Origin of the sequence: Actinomyces sp. oral taxon 849 str. F0330 (assembly GCF_000239715.1) — a bacterium.
Classification (GTDB): Bacteria; Actinomycetota; Actinomycetes; order Actinomycetales; family Actinomycetaceae; genus Actinomyces; species Actinomyces johnsonii.
Genome location: NZ_JH470353.1, coordinates 56064 through 79683 on the forward strand (window position 1 = coordinate 56064; position 23620 = coordinate 79683).

At 65.2% G+C, this 23620-nt stretch carries 23 protein-coding genes and 1 tRNA gene; 7 read left to right on the forward strand and 17 right to left on the reverse strand.

What is annotated here, in order from left to right:
* On the reverse strand, positions 1-572 hold a 572-nt coding region (locus HMPREF0975_RS08885), incomplete at its 3' end, for a helix-turn-helix domain-containing protein (RefSeq protein ID WP_009233811.1).
* Positions 573-866: 294 nt separating this feature from the next.
* Between HMPREF0975_RS08885 and HMPREF0975_RS14875 the strand changes: the two genes are divergently transcribed.
* Together HMPREF0975_RS14875 and HMPREF0975_RS08890 are read left to right on the forward strand one after the other, a co-directional pair.
* Positions 867-1070, forward strand: coding sequence for a transposase (locus HMPREF0975_RS14875; RefSeq protein ID WP_083840767.1), 204 nt, complete (start codon positions 867-869; stop codon positions 1068-1070).
* Positions 1071-1805: 735 nt separating this feature from the next.
* The gene (locus tag HMPREF0975_RS08890; protein ID WP_009233813.1) at positions 1806-2357 is read left to right on the forward strand and encodes a DUF805 domain-containing protein; all 552 of its coding nucleotides are present in this window, start codon (positions 1806-1808) and stop codon (positions 2355-2357) included.
* A 69-nt stretch (positions 2358-2426) separates the two neighbouring features.
* Here the strand turns inward: HMPREF0975_RS08890 and HMPREF0975_RS08895 are convergent.
* Positions 2427-2517: transfer RNA gene (locus HMPREF0975_RS08895), tRNA-Leu, on the reverse strand.
* A 113-nt stretch (positions 2518-2630) separates the two neighbouring features.
* Positions 2631-3542 (reverse strand): D-hexose-6-phosphate mutarotase, encoded by a 912-nt coding sequence (locus tag HMPREF0975_RS08900; RefSeq protein ID WP_009233814.1) that lies wholly within the window; start codon positions 3540-3542, stop codon positions 2631-2633.
* 69 nt (positions 3543-3611) lie between these two features.
* Here HMPREF0975_RS08900 and HMPREF0975_RS08905 point away from each other — a divergent pair, with 69 nt between their 5' ends.
* Positions 3612-5072, forward strand: a complete 1461-nt coding sequence (locus HMPREF0975_RS08905) for an AI-2E family transporter (protein WP_009233815.1) — start codon at positions 3612-3614, stop codon at positions 5070-5072.
* A gap of 12 nt (positions 5073-5084) precedes the next feature.
* On the opposite strand, the gene HMPREF0975_RS08910 is transcribed toward HMPREF0975_RS08905, so the two are convergent.
* From HMPREF0975_RS08910 to HMPREF0975_RS08950, 9 genes are all read right to left on the reverse strand, one after another.
* Positions 5085-8489 (reverse strand): error-prone DNA polymerase, encoded by a 3405-nt coding sequence (locus HMPREF0975_RS08910; RefSeq protein WP_009233816.1) that lies wholly within the window; start codon positions 8487-8489, stop codon positions 5085-5087.
* A 22-nt stretch (positions 8490-8511) separates the two neighbouring features.
* Positions 8512-8883, reverse strand: coding sequence for a hypothetical protein (locus HMPREF0975_RS08915; protein ID WP_156341011.1), 372 nt, complete (start codon positions 8881-8883; stop codon positions 8512-8514).
* A 135-nt stretch (positions 8884-9018) separates the two neighbouring features.
* Positions 9019-10119, reverse strand: coding sequence for a hypothetical protein (locus HMPREF0975_RS08920; protein ID WP_049939678.1), 1101 nt, complete (start codon positions 10117-10119; stop codon positions 9019-9021).
* Between the two features lie 97 nt (positions 10120-10216).
* Positions 10217-11149: a dihydrodipicolinate synthase family protein gene (locus HMPREF0975_RS08925; RefSeq protein WP_009233820.1), complete on the reverse strand. Its 933-nt coding sequence runs from the start codon at positions 11147-11149 to the stop codon at positions 10217-10219.
* On the reverse strand, positions 11146-11865 hold the full coding sequence (locus HMPREF0975_RS08930; RefSeq protein WP_049939679.1) for a B3/B4 domain-containing protein: 720 nt from the start codon (positions 11863-11865) through the stop codon (positions 11146-11148). Before HMPREF0975_RS08930 ends, HMPREF0975_RS08925 begins: the two co-directional genes overlap by 4 nt.
* 4 nt (positions 11866-11869) lie before the next feature.
* Complete coding sequence (locus HMPREF0975_RS08935; protein ID WP_049939680.1) at positions 11870-12475, reverse strand: helix-turn-helix domain-containing protein; 606 nt, start codon at positions 12473-12475, stop codon at positions 11870-11872.
* A 94-nt stretch (positions 12476-12569) separates the two neighbouring features.
* The gene (locus tag HMPREF0975_RS08940) at positions 12570-13337 is read right to left on the reverse strand and encodes a hypothetical protein (RefSeq protein ID WP_009233823.1); all 768 of its coding nucleotides are present in this window, start codon (positions 13335-13337) and stop codon (positions 12570-12572) included.
* Complete coding sequence (locus HMPREF0975_RS08945; protein WP_049939682.1) at positions 13334-14041, reverse strand: SatD family protein; 708 nt, start codon at positions 14039-14041, stop codon at positions 13334-13336. The genes HMPREF0975_RS08940 and HMPREF0975_RS08945 overlap by 4 nt, the downstream gene beginning before the upstream one ends.
* 131 nt (positions 14042-14172) lie before the next feature.
* Entirely contained in the window at positions 14173-14823 is a 651-nt protein-coding gene (locus HMPREF0975_RS08950; RefSeq protein WP_009233825.1) for a thymidine kinase, read from the reverse strand.
* A gap of 137 nt (positions 14824-14960) precedes the next feature.
* On the opposite strand from HMPREF0975_RS08950, the gene HMPREF0975_RS08955 reads away from it, so the two are divergent.
* Positions 14961-15692 carry a phosphatase PAP2 family protein gene (locus tag HMPREF0975_RS08955; RefSeq protein WP_009233826.1) on the forward strand — a complete coding sequence of 244 codons (732 nt, stop codon included), beginning with the start codon at positions 14961-14963 and terminating at the stop codon, positions 15690-15692.
* On the opposite strand, the gene HMPREF0975_RS08960 is transcribed toward HMPREF0975_RS08955, so the two are convergent.
* A complete protein-coding gene (locus tag HMPREF0975_RS08960) occupies positions 15657-17354 on the reverse strand; it encodes a DNA polymerase Y family protein (RefSeq protein ID WP_009233827.1) in 1698 nt (565 codons plus the stop codon). The genes HMPREF0975_RS08955 and HMPREF0975_RS08960 overlap by 36 nt on opposite strands.
* A complete protein-coding gene (locus HMPREF0975_RS08965) occupies positions 17351-18259 on the reverse strand; it encodes a hypothetical protein (protein WP_009233828.1) in 909 nt (302 codons plus the stop codon). Before HMPREF0975_RS08965 ends, HMPREF0975_RS08960 begins: the two co-directional genes overlap by 4 nt.
* 235 nt (positions 18260-18494) lie before the next feature.
* Between HMPREF0975_RS08965 and HMPREF0975_RS08970 the strand changes: the two genes are divergently transcribed.
* Both HMPREF0975_RS08970 and HMPREF0975_RS08975 read left to right on the forward strand, forming a co-directional pair.
* Positions 18495-19070, forward strand: a complete 576-nt coding sequence (locus tag HMPREF0975_RS08970; RefSeq protein ID WP_009233829.1) for a YbhB/YbcL family Raf kinase inhibitor-like protein — start codon at positions 18495-18497, stop codon at positions 19068-19070.
* Positions 19067-19930, forward strand: coding sequence for an SDR family oxidoreductase (locus HMPREF0975_RS08975; RefSeq protein ID WP_009233830.1), 864 nt, complete (start codon positions 19067-19069; stop codon positions 19928-19930). Before HMPREF0975_RS08970 ends, HMPREF0975_RS08975 begins: the two co-directional genes overlap by 4 nt.
* Positions 19931-19981: 51 nt before the next feature.
* On the opposite strand, the gene HMPREF0975_RS08980 is transcribed toward HMPREF0975_RS08975, so the two are convergent.
* The 3 genes from HMPREF0975_RS08980 to HMPREF0975_RS15605 are packed head-to-tail and all read right to left on the reverse strand — an operon-like array spanning position 19982 to position 22477.
* On the reverse strand, positions 19982-20440 hold the full coding sequence (locus HMPREF0975_RS08980) for a tRNA (cytidine(34)-2'-O)-methyltransferase (RefSeq protein ID WP_009233831.1): 459 nt from the start codon (positions 20438-20440) through the stop codon (positions 19982-19984).
* Positions 20441-20497: 57 nt separating this feature from the next.
* Positions 20498-21628 carry a hypothetical protein gene (locus tag HMPREF0975_RS15600; RefSeq protein ID WP_156808235.1) on the reverse strand — a complete coding sequence of 377 codons (1131 nt, stop codon included), beginning with the start codon at positions 21626-21628 and terminating at the stop codon, positions 20498-20500.
* Positions 21629-21682: 54 nt separating this feature from the next.
* On the reverse strand, positions 21683-22477 hold the full coding sequence (locus HMPREF0975_RS15605; protein WP_009233833.1) for a hypothetical protein: 795 nt from the start codon (positions 22475-22477) through the stop codon (positions 21683-21685).
* 485 nt (positions 22478-22962) lie between these two features.
* Here HMPREF0975_RS15605 and HMPREF0975_RS08985 point away from each other — a divergent pair, with 485 nt between their 5' ends.
* Positions 22963-23616: a GNAT family N-acetyltransferase gene (locus HMPREF0975_RS08985; RefSeq protein WP_009233835.1), complete on the forward strand. Its 654-nt coding sequence runs from the start codon at positions 22963-22965 to the stop codon at positions 23614-23616.
* Positions 23617-23620 lie beyond the last annotated feature (4 nt).

Sequence of the window (23620 nt, forward strand, 5' to 3'; positions counted from 1 at the left end):
GGATGTACCGATAGCCTCCGACCGGGCTGCCCCCGACGGCGGGTGCGGGTCTTGGCGCGGTCCGCGGCCAGGGCGGGAGCTGAGCCCCGTCCGTGAGCGCGCCAGCCCCCGCCGTCGGGGATGCGGCCGAGCTTGTTGATGTCGAGATGGACCAGCTCCCCGGGACTGGTCTTCTCATAGCGCACCGGCGGCGGGCGGCGCACCGCCAGCCCGGTGGCCTGATCCACCTCGGTCAGGCGGGGCATGTTGTACCGGGCCAGGATGCGCCCCACAGTGGAGCGTGCCAGGCCCAGGTGGTAGGCGATGCGGTGGGGTCCCCACCGGCGGTTGAGCCTCAAGGCGATGATGCGCCGCTCAGTGCGCCTTGCCAGCCGCCCTGGGCTGTGGTGGGGACGGCAGGAGCGGTCCTCCATGGGCTGGCCGGCCCGATAGCGGCCCACCCACCGGCTGGCGGTGGCCGGCGAGACCTGGAAGCGTTCGGCCGCCCGGCGCATGGGCCAGCCTTCTTCCACCACCAGATGAGCAAGACGACGGCGCCCCTCAGGGGTCAGCGGTGCGTTAGCGTGGGTCATGAGGGCCTCCGGTCAGTGATGCGAGTGTGTCAACCCACATCCTGCCGGAGGCCTTCACACAACCTCACCCCTGTTCACAACCTCCCAAGGAAGTACAGCTACCGGCCCACCGCCTTCGCCACCAGCACGAGGGTGGGTCAGCTCGCCGATCTCGAGGTGCGCCACCGGCTGCGGGCCCGCTGCCAGGGGACCGTATCCGCTGTGCCAAGGACACCGGGCTTGACCGCTTTCCCTTGCAGGGGTTTGCGGCCAACCGGGTCTGGTGCCTGATCGTGGCTCTGGCCCGCAGGCCTGCTGGCCTTCTCCCAGCTGCTCGCCCTGGCCTCTACCCCCGCCCGCGCCTGGGAGCCCCGGACGATCCGCCTGCGGCTGATGAGCATCCCCGCTGTCATCGCCCACCACGCCCGCCGCACCGTCCTGCGCTACAAGGCCGACCACCCCTGGACCAGCCTTCTGCTTGACGGCCTCGGGCACCTCCAGGCCCTACCGGCTCCGTAGACACACGGCTCCTGCTTCCTGTCCACCACGCCCCTGAAGGAAGAACCCTCTGGCCCCCGGAAAGGCCCGACCACCGCGAGACGACACGCGGCAAGCCGTCACACCCAACCGGCATAATCCCAGCCACGACACCGGCAACGACGCCACCAAACCCCACTCAACCAACCAATGAAAGATCGAGGCTAGGCGGGCACCATCCGGCCACACTCCGCCATCGACATGCGAACCCCCGCCGAGCACGAAACCGCCCGGGCACCCGACACCCACCACCGCCAGGAACAACCACAACCAGCCACCACCGGCACCAGACAAACCAGTCTCCACAAAACCCAGGGCTTGACACCTGGCCGTGTCTGGCCTGGTCGGCCTCGAACGACCCGCCCAGACGCCCCCTGGCCAGGACCACCCCTGCATCCCGGCACCACTGACTCACCCTGCCGCGCCAGCAACTCAGCTCCCCAACCACCGCCGAAGCCGACTCACCAGCTACTACACGCGCCATCGCGTCCCAACGAATACCCTGTCCAAACCGAGTCCCAGACACAAAACACCCCTCCCACGAGTGGTGCATCCACCATTAGAACCCACTGTGGCAGAAGCCAAGATGACGACGTACCCTTGTTGCCCCTAGGCTATGGGGCGTATGCCAATCTGAGATCAGAAAGCGCATCTGCTCGGGTGCACTCAGTTACGTGGGCACCCACGACTCCCTAACCCGTCTCATTTGGAGGATTCATGTCCTACGGAAGCGGCCCCGCCCCCTACGGCGATCAGCCACCTTACGGCGGTCAGGCTCCCTACGGCGGCGGTCCCGCCCCCTACGGCGCCCCCAACCAGTTCGGACAGTTCGGCGCGCCGGCCCTGACACCTGACATCGCCCCCCTGCCCGGCGCGGGCTTCGGAGACGCCGTCAAGCGCTTCTTCCAGCGCTACGCCCAGTTCCGCGGCTACGCCTCACGCTCCGAGTTCTGGTACGTCTACCTCTTCAACACCCTCGTCACCTTCGGTCTCTACATGGTGATGCTGCTCGGTGGAGCCCTCACACTGTCCTCCGACTCCTCCGGAGAGTCCACAGGCGTTTTCGCCATGCTCGTGAGCGCTCTGCTCGGGCTCTACGGGCTGGCGATCATCATCCCGACTCTCGCCCTGGCAGTACGTCGCCTGCACGACAACGGCAAGTCCGGGCTCTGGCTCTTCATCTCCTTCATCCCCGGTGGCTCGATCGTGCTCCTGGTCTTCTTCTGCATGGAGTCCCGCCCCGACCTCTACCGTCCCGAGTGGAGCTGACCCGACCTCCTCGCGAAAGCGAAACGACGTGATCCCCGGAACCTCAAGGTTCCGGGGATCATGTGCTGGTGGTGTCCGAGGGGGGACTTGAACCCCCACGCCCGTTTAATAAGGCACTAGCACCTCAAGCTAGCGCGTCTACCTATTCCGCCACTCGGACTTGTGTTGTCTCCTCCGCCTCTCAGCGGCACCACCGGAGACCCGCCCCGGCGACGCAGAGAAACTTAGCATGACGGCCGCCCGGGCCACCAAACCACTTCCAAGTGCTTCCCATCACATCCGGTGGTTCTCGACGCTGAGGGTCACCTGCATGGCCCAGCTCGTCCCGGGATCGATGGTGGGCGCGTTCTCACGCACCGCTCCGCTCTCGACGCAGACCATGGTCGGGAACTCGTCGTCGGCCATATCCGGCAGCGGAGCGCTGTAGGTGGACCATGGGTTCCACACGATCGTGGAAGGGGCGTTGCGCTTGTCGATGCGGATCGTGCGCCGATGCCCGGGGTCGGTCACCGCCACTGGTTCGGAGGAGTCGTAGATGCGATCCACGGGTCCGGAGATTTTCACGTCGCCTTCCTGGATCCGACGAGCCTCCTGCGGGCTGCGAGCCAGATTGTCATTGTAGGAGGAGCCGGCAAGCCCGCTGATGATGCTGGCGGTGACATCGTGAACCGATAGATAGGTGTGGGCAGCGGCCTCCACCGTGCGAGGCTCGGCCCCATCGTTGCGCAGGCTTAGCCCTAGGCGCAGGGTCTGGCCGACCTCGACCTCGTAAAGCGCCGTCAAGTGGTCGCGGCTGACGCTCAGAAGAGCGCGGACCCCGCCGTCGTCGGTACCGGTAACCGTCCGCAGCTGCCAGGGGGCGATGCGGGCCCAGCCGTGCTTCGGTACGGCGTCGCCGTTGATGCCGACGCCGAACTCCGGCAGGCACAGGGGGATTCCCCCGCGAATCGCGGTGGAGCCGTTGAAGACCGCCTGCCGTGAGGTGAAGATGACCTCCGAGCCGCCGCGCGGCGTCCAGGAGGTCACGGTGGCCCCGTGAAGATATATCTCCGCTGCCCCGGCAGGGGCATCGACGAGCAGGCGCGGTTGGCCTCCCAGCCCCGGCCCGAGCGCGGCGGCGCGTGGTAGGCGCACCGGGCTCGCGGCGGCGAAGTAAGTCGGATTGCTGATATTCGGGGCGGTCATGGGGCCACGCTAGTAGGCTGTGCGTGTTTCGTCAGCCCGATGACCAGCGAAGGACTGAACGTTCATCCCATGGCAACAACCAGCTCTCCGTCAGAGACCCCGTCAGAAGACGCACCTGTTCAGGCTTCCCCGTCCTCTGAGAACGTCGACTCTGTTCAGGCGTCTCAAGCATCCGGTTCCGAAAAGAAATCGTCTCGAGAGCTTCTGAGCAGCAGCGGCCTTCTCGGGCGGCTCAGAAATGCCCGCACGGCACTGGATCGGGGGATCGACTGGGCGGAGAAGCGCAGGCAGGCGGGCCGCGACTACCAGCTGCACTGGGAGTCCGACTCGGGTGGGGAGACGACCACGAGCCCGACCACTCCCCCGGTGTCCACCACCCATGTCCGAGTGGCGCCGTCAGTCTCCTTCCCCGAGACGGTGACGACCCGCTCCTCGGTCATGGATTCCCTTCCCGCATGGCTGGTGCGGGGCGGCATGGGGGCATGGCTGGGGCTCGGCATCATTATCGTGATCGGCCTCGTCTTCTACGCCACCTCGCAGGTAATCCCAGTGTTCATAGGCCTGTTCATGGCGCTGGTGTTCACCTCGATCCTCCAACCGATGGTCAACCTCTTCGCCAGGATCATGCCCCGTTACCCGGCGACCTTCCTGGCCCTGCTGACCACCATCGGCGCGATCGCCGGACTGGTCACCTACGTGGTTACGTCGGTCACCAGTCAGTGGAACTCGCTGGCCTCCCAGTTCAGTGACGGCCTCGACACGATCATGGACTTCCTGGAGCACGGACCGCTGCACCTGACGCAGCAGCAGGTCTATCACCAGCTCCAGGTCTGGTTGCGCCAGGGGCAGCACTATCTGCAGTCCAATGCCCCCTCCCTTGCCTCGGAGGTGCTCTCCAACGCGAGTGCCGTCGTCGATGTGCTCACGGTCCTGGCCCTGGCGCTGTTCGTGACGATCTTCTTCCTCGCCTCCGGCGGGAAGATGTGGCGCTGGTTCCTCAACGAGCTGCCCGCCACGATGCGCGAGTCGACCCACCGGGCTGCGGGCGCCGGCTGGTACACCTTCGCCGGGTACGCACGCGGCACCGTGCTGGTGGCGCTGTCCGACGCCATCATGGCCGGGATCTTCCTGCAGTTGGTGGGAATTCCGTTGGCGGCACCCCTGGCGGTGCTCGTGTTCATCGGCGCCTTCATCCCGATCATCGGCGCTCCTCTGGCAATGCTCGTCGCTATGGTGGTGGCTCTGGCGTCCGGAGGCCCCGTCACCATGATCGTCGTCGGCGTGGGGGTGGCGGGCATCGGCCAGATCGAGGGGCACATTCTCCAGCCCCTCATCATGGGCCGTCAGGTCTCTCTGCATCCGGTGGTGGTGATTATCGGCGTCGCCCTGGGAACCTACGCCTCCGGCCTGCTCGGGGCGATCGTCGCGGTCCCGCTGATCGGCGTCGTCTGGTCCGTCTATTCCGAACTGCACATCAAGGACGCCCCGGTCACCGGTGAGCTGCCCGCGTACTCCTCCCGCAAAGAATGAGAGCCTCGGCGGTCAGCACCAGTCCCGGCTGCCGGTGACGGGAACGCCGGGGAGGGCCTGGAGGTGCTCGGCCATGAGGGCGATGACTCCGTCTCCCCTCTCCACCGTGCCACGCACGATGAGAGCACCGGCGCGCCTGCCGATACTGCGGTAGCGGCGCCACATGCCGGCTCGGCAAACGACGTTGAGCAGACCGGTCTCGTCCTCCAGGTTGAGAAAGATCATGCCAGAGGCCGTGTGGGGCCGCTGCCGGTGGGTGATGACGCCCGCGACCCGGACCCGGCGCCCGTGCTCCTGATCGGAGAGGTCGGCGGTGGTCAGCACGCCCTCGGCGCTCAGCCCTGGGCGCAGCAGCGTCAGAGGCGAGCCGTGCGTAGACACTCCGGTCAGGCTCAGGTCTGCCACCTGTTGCTCGCGACTGGTCATGGCCGGCAGGGCCGGGGCGACGGCGCCTGCGACGGTGCCCGGAAGCGTGGGCTGGAACCATGCACCTGGATCCTGGTGGGAGGCTCCACGGCGTCGGCCGTGCTCATCAGATAGGACCGCGGCTGCCCACAGCGCCCGACGGCGCTCCACCCCCAGACTGTCCAGGGCTCCCGAGGCGGCCAGCGTCTCAAGATTGGGACGGCTCAGGCTCACGCGTCGAGCAAGGTCTGCCAGGTCCCGGTAAGGGCCATGGGCACGGCGCTCGGCGACGATGGCCTGCGCAGCCCGCTCCCCCAGTCCCTTGATCGGGGCCAGTCCCAGGCGCACCGCCAGGTCCTCATGGACGTCAAGCGGAGTCGGAGCGGCAGGATGGGGAGTGAGCGTCCTCCACTGCTCGGGCGGCTCGGCGACCTGGTGCTTGCCCTTCTGCTCGACGGTTGCCTGGGACAGCGAGCGATTGATGTCTGCAGGAAGGACGCGCACACCGTGGCGGCGGGCGTCGGCCACGAGGGACTGCGGAGACCAGAAGCCCATGGGCTGGGCGGCGAGGACTCCGGCGTAGAAGTCCTCGGGCTTGCGCACCTTGAGCCAAGCCGAGGCGTAGACCAGGTAGGCGAAGGAGAAGGCATGGGACTCGGGGAAGCCGAACTCGGCGAAGGACCTCAGCTTGCTGTAGATCTTCTCAGCGGTGGTCTCATCGATTCCTCGTCCCCTCATACCGGCTATGAGCCGGTCATGGAGGGCCTCCATGCGTTCGATGGATCGCTTGGCCCCCATGGCCTGACGCAGGGTGTCCGCCTCGGCTGGGCTGAACCCCGCGGAGTCGACGGCGATCTGCATGAGCTGCTCCTGGAAGAGCGGTACGCCCAGGGTCTTGGCCAGGGCGGGTTTGAGGGAGTCGTGCAGGTAGGTGACTTCCTCGCGCTTCAGCCTGCGGCGGATGTAGGGGTTGACGGCGTCGCCCTGGATGGGGCCGGGGCGGATGAGGGCGACCTCAACGACGATGTCGTAGAACTCTTTGGGCCGCAGGCGGGGCAGGGTGGCCATCTGGGCGCGTGATTCAACCTGGAAGACCCCGACCGTGTCGGCGGCCGTGAGCAGGCGGTAGACGGCCGGATCCTCCTCGGGAAGGGTGTGAAGTCCCCAGGGGCGGCCGGTCTGGGAGGTGCGCAGCTCACCTTCCTCGACGACGTCGGGAACGGTCTGACCGCGCTCGCCCAGGGTGGTGAAGGCCAGACGCAGGGCGGTGAGCTCGCCCAATCCGAGGAGATCGAACTTGACCAGGCCGGCTTCGGCGCAGTCGTCCTTGTCCCATTGGAGGACCGAGCGGTTGTCCATGGCGGCCCAGCGCACCGGGCAGACTTCGGTGACGGGGCGGCCGCATAGGACCATGCCTCCGGAGTGGATTCCCAGGTGGCGGGGCAGACGCAGCAGCTTCTCGGCGATTTCGAGGACCGGCTCGGGGACCTCGTCGCCCTGTCCTGTCAGTCCTCCGGGGCGCACCGTGGTCCACCGGTCCATCTGCCTGGCCCAGCTGTCCTGTACGCCGGCGGAGTAGCCGAGGGCCCGGGCAGCATCGCGGACGGCGGATCGGGGGCGATAGGAGATGACGTTGGCGACCTGGGCGGCGCGGTCTCGCCCGTAACGGGAGTAGACGTGCTGGATGACCTCTTCTCGGCGGCAGGCCTCGATGTCGAGGTCGATGTCCGGGTAGCCGGCTCGCCCCGGGGACAGGAACCGTTCGAAGAGCATCTGGTGCCGGACGGCATCGACGGCGGTGATCCCCAGGGCGTAGCAGACTGCGGAGTTGGCGGCGGATCCTCTCCCCTGGCACAGGATTCCCGACTGTCTGCAGAACTCGACGATGGAGTGCACGATGAGGAAGTATCCGGGAAACCCCAGGGACTCGATGACGTCGAGCTCGTGGTTGAGCACCTCCCAGACACGGGGGTGCTCCTGCGGGGCGCCGTAGCGGCGGACGGCGCCTTGGCGGGTGAGCTCGCGCAGCCAGCTGGCGGGCGTGTGTCCGGCAGGGACGTCGGCCTCGGGCAGGTCGGGGGCGATGAGGGACAGATCGAAGGCGAGGTCCGCGGCCAAGTCTGCGGCCAGGTCGATGGCGTCGGGGCTGCGGCGGTGGAGTCTGGCCATGTCCTGGGCTCCCCGCAGCCAGCGGCCGATGGCGGGCAGGTGCCCGCGTGCTCCTTCCAGGTCGGTGACCAAGCGGGTTGCGGTGAGGACATCGGCGAGGCGGGCGTCGGCGGGTCGGGCGCAGCGCACTGCGCCGGTGGCCACGAGGGGCAGTCGGTGGTCGTGGGCCAGCCGGGTCAGGACTTCGGTGAGCGCGGCATCGGTGGGGCCACCGTCCAGGGTGAGCTCGACGGCCAGGCCGACGACGGCATCTCCCTCAACCTGTGCGCCGCCGGCCATGGTGCTGGTACCGGATGGGCGACCCCGGTCAGGAGCGGCGAAAAGGTCGGTGAGTCGACCCAGGCAGTCGCCTGCCGCAGCCAGGTCCCAGGTGCCTGGCCGGAGGGGGTCGCCCAGGGCACGGCGCAGGGGGCCGTTGGCGGTGCCGGTGAGGACGAGGCAGGTTCCGGCTGCTCCCCCGGTCTGGCCGGTGGGGGCGGCGCGGAGGGCCGAGGCGAGAGCGGGCAGATCATGGGCTGGATCTCGGCGTTCTCCGGCATCCAGGTTGTGCTGGGAGATGGCCGAGACCAGGCGGTGGTAGCCGACAGGATTGCGAGCCAGGACAGGTAGGTGGGAGCCGTCGGCGAGGGTGAGCTCGGTGCCGTGAATGGTGGGCAGGCCGTGAGCACGACCCGCCTGGGCGTGCTTGACGATGCCGGGAACACCGTCGTGATCGGTGAGAGCGAGGGCTTCCAGCCCGAGCTCGACGGCGGCTGAGGCCAGGTCATCGGGCTCGTTGGCTCCGTCCAGGAAGGAGTAGGCGGAGTGGGCGTGCAGCTCGGCGTAGCGGTGTCGGCTGGTCATGCTGTCAGTGGCACCTGGAGGTTTAGAAGGGTGAGGGCTGGTTGTTGAGAGCCGGGTTGCGGCGGTTGAGGATGTCCGGGCCGATCCGCCTACTCGGACTGGCCAGCACCGGGCCGCCGGGGACGTAGCACTGGCGGGGGCTCCCGGCGACGTCGATATCCGAGTCATCTTGAGAAACGCGAAAATTTGTTGATATCGCAGGGAACGATCCCGATTTATCCGAGTCACGGCCCTCGGGCTGCCCCTCGGCTCGATCACTGGAAGCGTCCTGGGCGGGCGACTGGTAGGCGATCTGCCCAACCCGAGTGCGCAAGACCCCCAGGCGGGCCGACAGCGGGCAAGAGGTCTTGAACCGCCTCTCCTCATAGCCCATCACCGACCGGATCGCGGGCAAGCACACAGCTTTCGAACATACGTACAGCATAGCAGCGGGCCCCGCTCCCCACACGACGAGCCGCCCCCGGAACTGGCTCATCAGCAACGAATAACCGAAGCTCAACGGAACCGCCGAAGGCACTCCAACGGGTCATCAAGACTGATGCCCGACCCGACGCCTCTCTGCGATGCACCACAGTGAACTCGTGGCCGACAGAACCGCAGCAGCAGCGACCGGAAGCCAGGTTGCGCCGCCGTCGAGCACTCCAGCGACTGCTGTACCAACTGCTCCTGCCGCAATCTTCAGCGCTCCCACCCAGATGAACACCTGCCCTCGCGACTCGGAGGGCGAGTATTCGCTACGAGCAGCCAATGTCGCGGCGAAGAACAGGGAATTCGCAACGCCGACGACGGTGAACGCCGCCAGTGCCAGGATAAGGTTCGACGCCGGCACCACGACGACCAGCGCGGCAGCGACTCCTCCGGATAGGACCGACGTGAGTCTGTCGGCATCTCCTTTAAACGGCCGTACCATGAGCAGAACTGATCCGGCGAGACCTCCGACCCCGTAGCCGGCGACCAGGACCCCCGCCAGAGCAGCTCCGCCGAGGCTCGGAGCAACGGCGACAGCATAGATCGGCAGTGCAGCAACTGAGAACGCAACCACGATCGTCAGCCCCAGGGCGCGGCGCAGCGGACCAGATCGCCAGATCATCACCAAGACACGTACCGGCGAGGATACTTCCCTCGAAACAGCTGCTGGCGTCTGTCTCGGGAGCACAAGAACGGCTCCAGCTCCGATGATCGCCGACGCCGCGAGGACAAGAACCGCTCCCATCGGACCGGCGGCAGCCGATATCCATGCGGTGACAGCCGGCCCGAGTGTGCCGCTGACGCCATAGCTGGCGACATCCCAGCTTTGTGCGCGTCGCTGACTCTTCTGCGTCGGCCCCGCGATCGACGGCAGCCGACTGCTCACTCCACCGGTGAGCATGGGACCGAACATGCCTGCGACGACCAGCAGGACCGTCGGGACGATGACCCGAGCTACCGGCAGCAGCCACCCAGCCGTCCCGAGCAGCAAACCGTGCACAACCGCCGAAACGGCGATAACTCTTCTGCCATCATCAGCGGCGTCAAGGCGGCGGGCGACGAGCGGGCCGAGCAGATGTGGAGCGGTTATCGATGCGCCCAGCATGCCGGACACCCATCCGGGCTTTCCGGAAACTTGAGCAAGCAGCACGACGGCGACCACCGCACCACCATCAGCTGAGCGCACGAGCGTAGCGGCGAATACGTACCGCGCCAGCGCCCAAGCCGCTCGGTCCGGTGCACCGAGCGCCCTACGGTGCTCAAGCAAGACCGAGTTCGACAACTACGTCGGAAACACGAACGCGCTGGGAGCTGTTCAGGCCCCGGATCGGCAGCGGCAGGCAGGACGGCGGAACAAGGCCGAGGTACTCGGCGATCGCCGCAATCACGCGCAGGCTCCCACCGAGCTCGGCGAACAGGTCCCACAATGGCGCAAGCCGCCGCGACTCCGCGACAGCCTCCTGGGCCCAGCCCGCCTGGGCGGCCCGGGTAATCGAGAGCGCAGGCGCGGGGAGGGTGCCTCCGATCACCGAGTACCAGGCGTCGCAGCCAGCATTCAGACCGGTGGCCGCCAGCGCATCGCCGGACACGCCGATGGTGACGTGCTCGGGAATTGCGCCCCGAATCGCCGTGACGTGCTCGCGTGCTGCATCCGGGGCGGCGGGGACACCGGGGATTTTGATCGATACGACGCCAGGTAGCTCGGCGATACGGGCGTAAAACTCCAGGGTGAACGTGAAGTGTGTGGTGTCGGGGTTGTCGTAGACGATGACCGGGAGGCCTGTGTGCTCGGTGACGATGCGGAACAGCTCGTACACGTCATCGTCGGTAAGAGGCTGGTAGGTCATCGGGGCCAGCAGGACACCGGCCGCACCGGCCTCCTGCGCGCTGTCCACATGGGCGAGGACGCGCGACGTGCGCAGGTCGCCGACTCCGACGAATACCGGAGTCGCTCCGGCGTGCTCGACGGCGATGCGGGCTACCCGAGCACGTTCGGCCGGCGTGAGGTACGCATAGGAACCGGTCGAGCCCAAGGCGGTGATGGAATCCACCCCGGCTGCAGTGAGCCGTTCGACGAGGCCGGCGAAGGCTCGCTCATCGACGGCGTCGTCGCGAAGCGGCGTGAGGGGGAAGGCACTGAGTCCGGTAAAGCTAATCGCGGCGGAGTCGTTCTGCTGGCGCGGCTGCTTCACGGCGCACCAATCACTCGTCGGTAGATGCTCGCGCCGGCGCTAAGAACACCGAGTGCCTGGATGAGGGCGTCGGTGGCAGTACTCAGCTCGGTATCGGAGACCGGGGCGAGAGCGTCGAGAATGAAGAAGGCCGTCCGGGTGGCCTCGCTCAGGCCGGTGCGACGGGTCTGGCGCCAGTTCCAGCGCCGACATGTCACTCCAGCGTCGTCGCACCAGACGACCTCCCCGGGATCGGGATGCTCGACGACGACCTTGCCGTCAGCAGTGGTGTCGAAGCACTCCTGGCCGGTGGCGCGGATCAGGCGCGCTGGCCCCGCGTACAGGGCGAAGTCCTCACCACCGAGCGGGATCTGATGCAGCACCGAGATCGCGTTGTAGATGTCGGTGAGTACATTCACCCGGGGCAGACCCTTCTGCGCACGACGGGTCAAGGCCTCGAGGCTGTTGCGGGTGCGCTGCGGCTTGGCTCCAAACGCCCGGTAGACCTCACGCCAGGCTGCGATATGCGGCAGCTTGTCGACCGTGGACTCGGCGAGCAGGGTTCGGGCATGGTCCTCCGCCGCCTGGATAAGGCCGTCTGCGACATCGTCACCTTCGCGCGCACCCAGGCTTGCCGAGATGCCGTCGACGACGAGTAGCTGCGCGCGGTAGTCGGGACGCAGCTCGAACACGGCCGGTTCGATGGTGCAGACGTCAAGGAAGTCGTTCGGGCTCATGGAGTTAGTCATTCGAGGGCTCCGTTCCGCGTACGGCTCCGACCCCCGGCTCGAAGACCGTGAGTGAGAACCGTACTGGCTCCTGGCCGGGATTGTCATAGGAGTGGGCGACGTCTCCGTAGAACGTCAGTGCGTCTCCGGTGCGCAGCTCGTAGGCATCGTCACCAACCGTGACGAGGATCGATCCGGTCTGGACGTGCAGCAGCTCGCGGGTACCGGAGGTGTGGGCTTCGCTGGCATGGTGGTCTCCTGGATTGAGGGTCCAGTCCCACAACTCGACGACATCCGGCGGCTGCGTCCCCGCAACGAGGACACCGGCTCCTCCATGGTCGCCGCTCCACAGCCGAGCCCCTTCGCCACTGCGCACGAGCTTGACCGTACGTGGCGTCGGAGGCTCCACGAGCGCCGGGAGCCCGATACCGAGCGCATCCGAGAGACGCAGCAGCGTGCCGACGCTCGGATTGACTGCGCCCTGCTCGACCTTCACGAGCATTCGCCGGCTCACCGCGGCAACCTCGGCGAGCTGATCAAGCGTCCAACGTCGATTGCTGCGCTCCTGCTTGATCCGCGAACCGATCACATGTGCCAACGACTCTGCACTCACATCCATATAGTGCATCATAGTGCACTATATGGGTACTGTCTAGGTCCGACTTCTCTCAGGTGCCGATACAGAGTGCACAGACAGTCCATCTCCCTTCGACTCAGGAAACGTGAACAACAACAGCACCGAGAGCGGCCAGGATCCAGGAGGCGAAGGAGCCGATGAGGAACTCCTCGGCCTTCTGCCCTCCGTCGGCCTCTTTGACATCCAGACTGATCTCAGGGAATCGGATGATGCCTTTGGCGGCTACGATCGCGGCAACCGCGGCTGATGCCTCGACCGAGGCGAGTAGAACAATGAGAATGCGCTCAAGCGGGCCGATCCAGCGACCGCCGCGCATTGACGCACCCAGGTTGCCCTGTTGTTCATTCTTCTGCGGGGACTGACGAGCGATAGCAAGAATGTCGGAGACGACTCGATTGGCGGGAACAGTCAGCAAAATGACGGCCCCGGCGGCGGCAATCACCTTGGCGACCTCGGAGCCGAGCGACTGAGAGGCAACGGCACAGATTGCCACCGCAAGAATGAGGACACCCGCACGGACGAGGCGCGCCAGCCGCACCACCCGATCTACGTCGTCCTCAGCGCCGGCCCGCTCCGTCCGGCAGAACCTCCTCAGCCTCCCCCACCAGCGCCGAGGAACAAGGGCGCTGCTCAACCACGCCACTGCTACCAGAATGCCGAGGATGATACCGCTGCCATGAAGATGAAGGATCGGCCACCCGATCAGGACACCAAGAGCGGCAACAGCCGGCACGCCTGCCAGCAGTTTCGCCTTCGCGGGCGACCGGGACGTCCTCCCTCTCACCCAGGCGGAGCCGTCGACTACGGAGGCGACAGCGAGCAGAAGAACAAGAAGCGCTGTCACGAGGGCATGCCTTCTTTGTCTCCCCCGATCATCTGGTCGAGGATCTTTTGGACCTCCAGCAAAGAGGAACCGACACCGCGAGCGAATTCAGACACGGCCTGCTGGCTCACCTTCTCATGACGGGCGACCTCGACCTGGGTCTTCCCCATGAGGAGCCCGGCCATCATGCGGCGCTGACGCGGCTGAAAACGGAATACTGTCTGGTCGCGCAGGATCAGCACGGAATTGACGAGTCCCTCGCGCTCGCTCCGCTTCCCTCCTGATCCGTTCACCGCGTCCGGGTGGATGCGCAGCCAGGTGCGAACGAAGGATCTGCCCTCATCCTGGAGGGCGTGGGCCCTCTCGATCGCCTCACGCGCGGCCCACCACGCCGAACCGTCCTGGATAGGACGCACTGCCGCGCCGCCAGAACCGTCTCCCGCCACGCCGTCCACCTCGGAGATCGTTCCAGCGCCGATGCCGAAGCGCAGGCCGAGCCCTTCAGGCAGGAGCAGATGCATGCGCAGCGTGAGAGCAAGCGCCTCAACAAGAGTCTCCGAGACCGCCTGCAGCTCATCGCCGACCGTCGCGTACGGGGACTGCGTCAGCGCCAGACCTTCGGCGGCGCGCCCCAGGGCCTCATAAATGACCTGTTGAGCCCGCCTGCGATCGGGCAGCTCACGCGAGCGGATGATGTCTGCGATGAGCGCGTAGGAGACGTTCACAGTCTCACGATAATGCTTGTAATACCCTAAATACAAGGAAAACCTCGGAGCTGGCGGCATCCCACCTCGCGCACCCCACCTCGGTCCGCCTTGTACTCCTGCCGATACAAGCGCAGTCCCGCAGCCTCGGCTCACTGACCGAGCAGCCTCCCGCCAGCGGCCAGGTAGCACTTGCCGCACAGCGACTCGTAGGTGATATCCCCGGAGTCGATGGCCACCTGGTCGCCGTCGAAGACGAAGGACTCCCCCACCTTGCGGGCGTTGAAGATGGCCTTGCGCCCGCAGCGGCAGATGGTCTTCAGCTCCTCCAGGGAGTGGGCGATCTCCAGCAGTCTCCGTGACCCGGGGAAGCTGAGAGCGCGGAAGTCGGTGCGGATCCCGTAGGCCAGGACGGGGACATCGTCGACCAGCGCGATCTCCATAAGCTGGTCCACCTGAAGGGGCGAGAGGAACTGAGCCTCGTCGATGAGCACGCAGTCGAGGACCTCGCGCAGAGACACCGTCTCCTCCTGCCGACCGCCATCCCCCTCCGAGACGGCTTGCGCACCAGCCAGGGCCCGCTCGCGCACCAGAGCGCGCAGGTCGTCATCGGCGTCGATAAGGAGGTCGACGCGACGTGACACACCGAGCCGGGAGACCACGCGGTCCTCCCCCTTGGTGTCGACCACTGCCTTGATGAGCAGGACGCGTTGCCCGCGCTCCTCGTAGTTGTGGGCGGTCTGAAGCAACCCGGTGGACTTACCTGAGTTCATGGCGCCGTAGCGGAAGTAGAGCTTGGCCACGCGGGTCCTCCTGGCCTGGGTGCGGACACTCGCGCCGGATGCTACCCGCCAAACTGCCTGAGCGCGGGCAACACCACTCAGCCTCCCCATGGTCTACGCATAGCCTCGCCCTGGCCGTCGCCGCTAGCCTCGCGCTCATGCTCTCACTCGATCACCTGCCAGGCACTTGGCGCACCAGGCGTGCCGGCGCGCTGGCCATGACCGCCGTCATCACGCTGTCGGTCTTCTCCTGGCTGGCCCTGACCACGAGCAACGGAACGGGGCTGGCGCCTCACGACCAGAGTGTCACCACCTGGGCCGCAGACGGGCGCCATCCGGCTCTGACCGCCATCATGCAGGTGTTCACTGCCCTGGGCTCCACCGCGGGGCTGACGATCCTGACTGCGATCTGCGCTGTCCTCCTCTTCATGCGGGAGTGCCGCGTGCGCGCTCTGGTACTGACTGCGACGATGGTCGGCTCCAGTCTGCTGACGGTGGTGCTCAAAGAGCTCTTCGGGCGTTCGCGCCCCTCCACCGACACCCTTCTGGGCCCATCCGCATCGACCGCTTCCTTCCCCTCGGGGCACTCCTTCAACACGGCCGTTTTCGCGGGCCTGCTGGCAGGGATGGTCCTGATGTCCACTGCGTCAATCCTGTACCGGTTACTGGCGATCATGGCGGCGGTGGGGGCGACCCTCATGGTGGGCGCCTCCCGCGTCTACCTGGGCTACCACTGGATGACCGACGTCTTGGCCGGCTGGTCCCTAGGTCTGGCCTGGCTGTGCCTGGTGACGCTGGCGCTTCTGTGGCTGCAGGGACGACGGCGCCCGGCCCAGGTCCCTGCGGGCGCGCTATCAGGAGTACACGGCATCGAGCCACCACCGGCCTGAGCGCACCAGCAGACGGGGCGGTCCGATGTCGGTGACCACCTGGAGGTAGGCGCGGCGCGAGGGCCCCTGCGGGGCCCACCAGCCCTCGTCGACCGGCCAGGGGCCGGCCCACAGGAGCACGGACTCCCCTCGGACTGCACCACCGTCAACAACACCATCTGCGTCGTGCACGCCGTCGCCGATGGCCAGGAATCCGGGGACGCCGTCGAGTTGGCCGTGGATGTCGACGCCGAGCTCGCGCCCCCGGGCATCGGTGAGATGTACGGGAACCGGCCGGGTCAGAACGATGGAGGGAGAGAGCTCGGGCAGGGCTCCGCTCCAGGGAGCCGAGCCGTTACCAGTGGGCTCGTCCACGCGCTCCTCTCCCCAGGGGACCAGTCGAACCCGCGAGCGCGGGTCCCGTCCGGGAACGATCCTGGGGACCTGGATGCCGCCGGCCCCGATGAGGGACTCCACGCGCTCGGCGGCGCGGCGGGCGCGGGCGTCGGCCTGCTGGCCGGGTGCCTGCCATAGTCCCGCCTGGGCGGCCGTGGCGGGGCTCAGTTCGAGGGCCGTCAGGCTCAAGTGGGTCAGCCCGGAGGAGGGCGGGCGCCCGGAGCGCCCGGAGAGCCAGCCTTCGAGTTGCCAGCGCACACGGTCGGTGAGCTCTGTGGTGGTGGGCGTGGTCTCCAGCATCCAGGTGCGGGCCAGCTCAGCACCGTCCTCGCAGCCTGCCTCGACGGAGAGGCGTCCGACGGCGAGCCCTTCGGACAGGAGCCGAGCCGCCAGGGTCTCGGCGAGGTGGCGGGCGGCGAAGGCCGCGGTATCCGCGCGTTCCACGGGCGGGTCCAGGGCGGAGGTGACGGCGATGTCCTGGATCGGGCGGGTCATGGTGGGGGCCTCGTGGCAGGTGCCGGCGGCCAGGTGGTGGAGTCTGTCTCCCAGGGGGCCGAAGCGGGCTGCGATGTCTTTTCGGGGCAGCGATGCCAGATCTTCCAGGGTGCGCAGGCCGAGTCGGGTGAAGGTCTCCAACAGGGGACGGGCGTCGCGTCTGAGGCGTCTGAGGGGCAGGCAGGCCAGGAGAGCGTCCAGGGGCCAGGGGGCGAGGAAGTCCGGACTCTGTCCTGGTTCGACGATGATGCCCTGGCGGGCGGCCAGAACGGCTCCGGACAGGGAGTCGGCGATGCCGACCTGGCACTCGACGTCGGCCTCCTGGGCGATGGCCTCGACGAGAGCTGCGGCGAGGGGTTCTTCTCCACCGGCCCACCTGGTGGGTCCCCCGGCTGCGGACAGGGCCAGTCCGGGGCGGACCACGACGGGGTCCGCCAGGAGGGAGGTCATGGCCTCCATGACGGTTTCGAAGGCTCGGGCCTCGCGTTCCTCCTGGGGAGGTAGGACGGTGAGCCCGGGGCAGATGGACCGGGCGGTGCGCAGTCGCATACCGGTGGTGATACCGGCGCTGCGGGCGGGGGCGGAGGCGGCGAGGACTCCGCGAGCGCCGACGACGGCGACGGGTTCGGTGGCTGGGTCCGTCAGGTGGGGGTCTGCGTTGCGTGTGCGGGGGTGGCGGCGCTGCCGGCGGGCCTCCAGGGTGAGGGCGACAACGGGCCAGTCGGGGACCCAGATGGCCACGAGCCGGGAGGCGGGCGGGCCGGGGCACTGGTTCTGCTGGAGCCGCCTCATCCGGCTGCCTCCCGGAGACCGGCGGCCGCCTCGACGACGTCGTGAGAGCAGATCCTCAGGCCCTCGGCGGACAGGGAGAGCGTCAGGGCGCCGGGGGTGGCGAGCTGCGGGCGGCGGGGGTCGGTCAGTGTCCAGGTCAGTCGGCGCAGGTATCCGGCCGGCATCTCCACGGCTTGTGCAGTGCCCTGTGCAACGGCGGGCGAGTCCTTTCGCCCGATGGGGACGACGACGCCGTCGGCCGAGGATCCAGTCGAGGGCCTCGCCGTGGCTTGCGCGGGGGATGCGTCTTCGGTTCCGGTGTCTGGGGGCAGGGGTTCGGCTTGGAGGGTGCGGGCGCCCTCCCAGGGGGCGGGGGTCAGGATGAGGCGGCCGCGTTCGTGCGCCCGGGCCAGCAGGCGCCTGCGGTGCCGGGGTCTCAGGCGTGCGACGGTGGAGGCGCCGATGAGGAGGGAGTCGACGCCGTCGAGCAGGGTGGAGGCGATGGTTGGGGCGGAGGAGTCGTCGAGGACTGATGCCGGAACGGTCAGGACCCGGTTGAGGTCAAGTCCGACCTCGGTGGCTGCGCACCAGCCCAGGTCCTCTCCCCCGATGACGGCGCACCAGCCGGCGCTGCCCTGGCGTAGGGCGAGGGCGGCCAGGAGGAGGGCGGTGGATCCTCGCAGGCTGAGTACGCCCGAGTCCTGCAAGTCCGCGAGTGCTATGAGGGACGCGACCGATGCGACTGCCCCCGGCGATCTGGCGGGGGCATCGTTCGGCGCGGAGGGTGTGCAGGACATGGCGCGCTGCACCTCCAGGGCCGCCGTCTCCCGCAGCCCGGTGCGTTCCTCGGCCGCCTTCAGGGCGAGACGGGCCCGGGCGAGACGGTCCTGGGCGCCTGATGGCGCGCACGCGGTCACGGCTCCCATGACACCCCCTCCCTTTCATCGAACATGCGTTCGATGGGCGAGGTCCAGGATAGCGCTCCGGTGTGACATCAATCAGGACCGCCAGTAACAAAGGGGCCTCGAGGCAGTGACAAACTTCTCCGAGCCTCTCCTCAGGAGATACACAGGGACGGGCTTGATGAGTGGCGTCTACAGTGGTGGCCGTGCCCTAACGGAAGGTCACCGTCCCGTCCACAACCTGCCTGGAGGTACACCTATGACAGTCGACCTCACTCGCCCCCGCCCGCAGGCCCCTACCGGCTTCCTGCCCACGGCCCCCTCTTTCACTCTGACCTCTGCGGACCTGACCGAGCAGGGACGGATCCCGGATGTCTTCACCGCCGTCCATGACAACGTCTCCCCGGCCCTGAGCTGGTCGGGCTTCCCCGAGCAGACGCAGTCCTTCGTCGTGTCCTGCTTCGACCCGGACGCTCCAACCATGTCGGGCTGGTGGCACTGGACCATCGTGGACCTGGACGCCTCGGTCACTTCGCTGGAGCGGGGCGCGGGGGCCAGCGATCTTCAGCTCGACGGCGCAGCCTTCCACTTGGCCGGGGACTCGGGCAACCACGCCTGGTTCGGCCCCTACCCACCGGCGGGTGACGGCGACCACCGTTACATCTTCACCGTCTCCGCCCTGGACGTGGACACCCTGGGCCTGGATGACGGGGCCAGCCCCGCCATGGCTGCCTTCACCCTGGCCCCGCACTGCATCGCCCGAGCCACGCTCACCGCCACCTACTCCGTGCCCGGAGAACCCGGGGCCGCCGTCTTCCTCAGGGACGGCAAGTGAGCCCGCAGATCGCCCAGGTCGACGCCGCGGCCTCCAAGTCGGGCCGACGTCGTCGACAGGGGGAGTCCGTCCCCTTCACCCCGGCCCACGGTTTCACTCGCCCGGGATCCGGCCGCCACCAGCGCCGCCCCATCGCCCTGATCACCGGGGCGACCTCCGGGATCGGCCTGGCCGTGGCCAGGGACCTGGCGCGGGACCACAACCTCATTCTGCTGGCCCGCTCCACCAACGACCTTGAGGAGCTGGCGCTCGCCCTGGAGGAGGAGTCTCAGACCGCGGTTCTCATCTGCCCGATCGACCTGACCGATGACACGGCTCTGGCCCGGCTGATCAGCCGGATCGACATCGAGAGCCTCGACGTGCTGGTGCACAGCGCCGGTATGGAGGCCCCCGGTGCGATCGATAAGATCACGCCCGCGCGCTGGCGGGCAGTGCTGAATCTCAATTTGGTGGCGGCCGCCTATCTGACGAACCTGCTACTGCCGGCGCTGCGGGAGGCCCGCGGGCTGACGGTGTTCATCAACTCCGGCGCCGGAGTGAACCCACGCTCGGGCAACGCCCTCTACTCCGCCTCCAAGGCGGGGCTGAAGTCCTTGGCCGACACGCTGCGCCAGGAGGAGGCGGGCAAGGTGCGGGTGACCTCGATCTACCCCGGCCGGGTGGACACCCCCATGCAGGAACGGATGCACGCCTTCAATGCGGCGCGCATGCGCACCGAGGGGATCATGGCCACCCCCGCCTACCGGGCGGCGGACCATATGGCGCCGCAGTCGGTGGCCGCAGCGGTGCGCCTGGCCGTGGACACCCCGCTGGACGCGGTCGTGGAGGACCTGGCGATCCGCCCCGCCGGCATGCTCTGACAAAGCGCCGGGGTCAACAGCGGAGTCCGGGACCGGGACTCAGACCAGAGCTCAGGCTCCGCCGGCGAAATCCAGGGATCGCCAGGCCTCGTACAGGCCGATGGCGGCGGAGTTGGCGAGGTTGAGGGAGCGGTTGCCCTCCACCATGGGGATGCGCAGGTGGGCGTCCACCCGTGGGTGATCGAGGATCTCCTGGGGCAGGCCGGTGGGCTCGGGGCCGAACAGGAGGGCGTCGTCGTCACGCCAGTCGACCTGGGTGTAGAGGCGCTCGGTACGGGAGGTGAAGGCGAAGATGCGCCCGGGGACCTGTTCCAGGCACTCCTGCCAGGTGGCGTGGACGCGCGTGTTGGCCAGGTCGTGGTAGTCCAGGCCGGCGCGGCGCAGCTTGGCGTCGTCCATGTCGAACAGGGGGTCCACGAGATGGAGCATGGAGCCGGTATTGGCGCTCAGACGGATCGCGGCCCCGGTGTTGCCCGGGATGCGCGGAGAGAAGAAGATGACGTGCAGCACGGGGACATCCTGCCATCAAAACAATTTGAGCACATAGACCTTTCGAGAATTCGACCCCTATTTTAATAGGTAGAAGTTTCGAAAATACTTCGACATTTCTCCATCTCCAATCTGACACAATCCGGGGATAAATAATCTCACGAAAGAAATCGGAAATAAACCAAAAAATGACATTCTATTCTGCGCCAAACAATGCCGGCTCAGAGCTTCAGCGTACCACTCCAATTCACCCGAGGTTGTCGACAATTCCTCAATTTGACGCTCGACATGCTTACGATTATTTTTGAGAAAATAAACATAAACAGAAGAAAGCGGAATACTTATTAATGCGATCAACCCAAGCCATTCCAGTACAGATGCTACAGCCCCATAAGACCATGCACACAACCCCCAGAAAAGAACATTGATGAGAATTACACTCATCTGATCTTGAAAAATAGCCCCTTCCGACGAAATATTTCCCACAGATACTCCTTTAACCTTTCGCTCTTTCTTCAGGACAGGTAACTCCAAACGCACAACCAGATAACACCCCACCAAAGACGACGCCACATACCACACAGTTGCCATTACCCACAACAGCACTGTCCCCGTCATCGAAGGTGTAATCAGCAATATTACTCCATAGGCAGCAGATATAGTGCCGCAATAAGACGCAACACAAAAGGAAACAAAGCGTTCACGACGCCCAAAATAATGGGCAAACAACTCATATACATTACCTCTCCACGAAATAAATGTTAGAGAAAATCCTACAAATCCCATAAACAACAAAACCACAGAATAGACGATGTGATCAATAGAGTTTCCAGTGAGTTCTCGAATTACACAGAGTAGCGAAAACAATCCTATCGACGCAAAGAGCGCACCGTTTAACACAACACTAAACCAGCGCTTTGCAAATATCTTCGCCCCACCAACTCCACAAACAATAGAAACTCCACAAACAATGTAAACGTTCCTCAGCACTTCCCATCCATGAGACGAACTCTGCTCACCAGCCTGACCAAGATGCTTAGCTAACACCGCGAGCAGCACCATCGCACACAGTAGAATGTAGGCAATGAGAGTTGGAAATCTATATTTCTTCTCACGACCGACTAGTCCTTGCTTACTTCCATAAAGCCCCTCGAAAGCTATGATATTTTTATCAACATGACCTTCGACCCAAAACTTGCCGAAAATCAATGTCGGTATAGGAAACAAGATAGTCAAGTCTGTCGAAAGTGAAGAACGAATAGTTCATCCTTTAATATTTGCCCAAGCACACCATACCAGAAGGACCAGCAAAACCACAGCATGAAGCCCCCTTATCCTTTCTTCCTTTGCATCAATCTCGTTATTTATGTATGCGTAAACGCCAACAATAAGTAACAGAACCAAAAGAACTGAGGCGGCTACACGGAACGACCCTTGCGCTTTCGATGTAAACAAAAGAACCAATATTGCAGGAGGTGCAGCTCTAACCAACCTCTCAGCTACCCCAGCATTAGCTGGAACATATGTCAAACTTAAAGTAAACACAAACGCACTAACACCTAAAAGTATTTCTATTACGGTTCCGTAAGGACGACTCACAAGCATAATCGGAGCAAACGCAGCAGTGGAGACTAGCATTAAGGCAAAAGCCAGTAATGCGAGACGACACTGTTTCCATGAAACTCTTCCAATCAACACAGGCAGCATCGAAATCCCTGTCACAACCACAGCGAACATAAGAGGTGCAGAATTTAGCCTAAGAGGCGATGCTGGGATGCTATCGACATTGTCCGTCGATTGAAGAACCACGAACATTACTGCAGAATAGCCTAACGACATGTATTCCAGCACGTCGGTTTTAGTCCATTCACTTCGCGTGACAAGATCGTAGAAGACAAAAATTGCCCCAAAAGAGAACCATGCGCATACTGCAATAAAGAAAACTGCATGATACCATCCAGCTGAATTAAACTTACCTACCTCGACAAAGGTCCAGTTGACGATGGCGCCAGTCAGGAATTCTGAATTATCGCCCCCGCGAATGTTCCTAACAGACATGAAACTATTGAAATCCCCGAAAGAACTTTGTTACACTTGATTCGCTTAAGTCTCCGAGAAATCACGTAAGAAATCGTTGGCAAACATAACGCGTCACCCCAGGTGGCGGACAGGTAATAGAAGAACCCTCGATTGCCGATATAGTTGCTCATTGACCACTGAATTAACATCACAAAGAAGCCAGCGAAGAAAACCGCCGCCGCTACAACTATAGAAGGCGCACGATCTAAGTTCCAATCAAACTTTCGCATCCCCGTAACCACCTTTGGTGAGTGGTAGACGAATATGTCAACATAGGGCAGTTTAGACGACTCACCCTCCTAATATCTACTCTCCGCGAGAATAACGACGAACCCAACAGAACTAGGATTCTCCGTTGTAGGATCGACACAGGCAGCGTGAGTAATTGACATATCACATATATCTCATTGTGGGTTACTTACTCCCACTAGTGGGTACTTGACATAGTGCGATAATCATTGATCGTGAACACCATCGTGTCGCATGTTCCCTCCCCCGTCCTGACCTGTGACGTACTGGCTGGCAGCATCGTGCGCCTGGAGCCGCTGATGCCCGAGCACGTTCCGGGACTGCAGCAGGCCGCCGAGGCCGCCGCGACCAGCCCATTCGCCACGGTGCCGACGCCCGAGGAGGTCGAGGACTATGTGGCCCGCAGCCTGGCCCGCCGGGACACGGGCACCTACGCGCCTTTTGCGCAGGTGGAGGTCGCCACCGGCCGCATCGTCGGGCACACCGCTTACCTGACGCCGCGGTGGATGCCGGACGGGCGACTCTTCGCCGTCGAAATCGGTTCCTCGTGGCTCTCCCCCGCTGTTCGCGGTACCGCCGTCAACCCGGCCGCCAAACTCCTGCTACTCACGCAGGCCCTTGAGAAGTGGAATGTGGACCGCGTGGACATCAAGACCGACGCGCGCAACGAGGTGGCTCGCGGCGCGATCGCGGCGCTGGGCGCGACCTTCGAAGGAGTCCTGCGCGCCTGGCAGCCCTCGCTGGCACCCGGGGAGGAGGGACGCCCACGCGACACGGCCATGTTCGCCATTACCCCGACGCAGTGGCCTGGAGTCAGAGCCCGTCTGGTGGAGCGCATCGAGAGGCGCTCCACGTCGTCGAAAGGATGAGAGG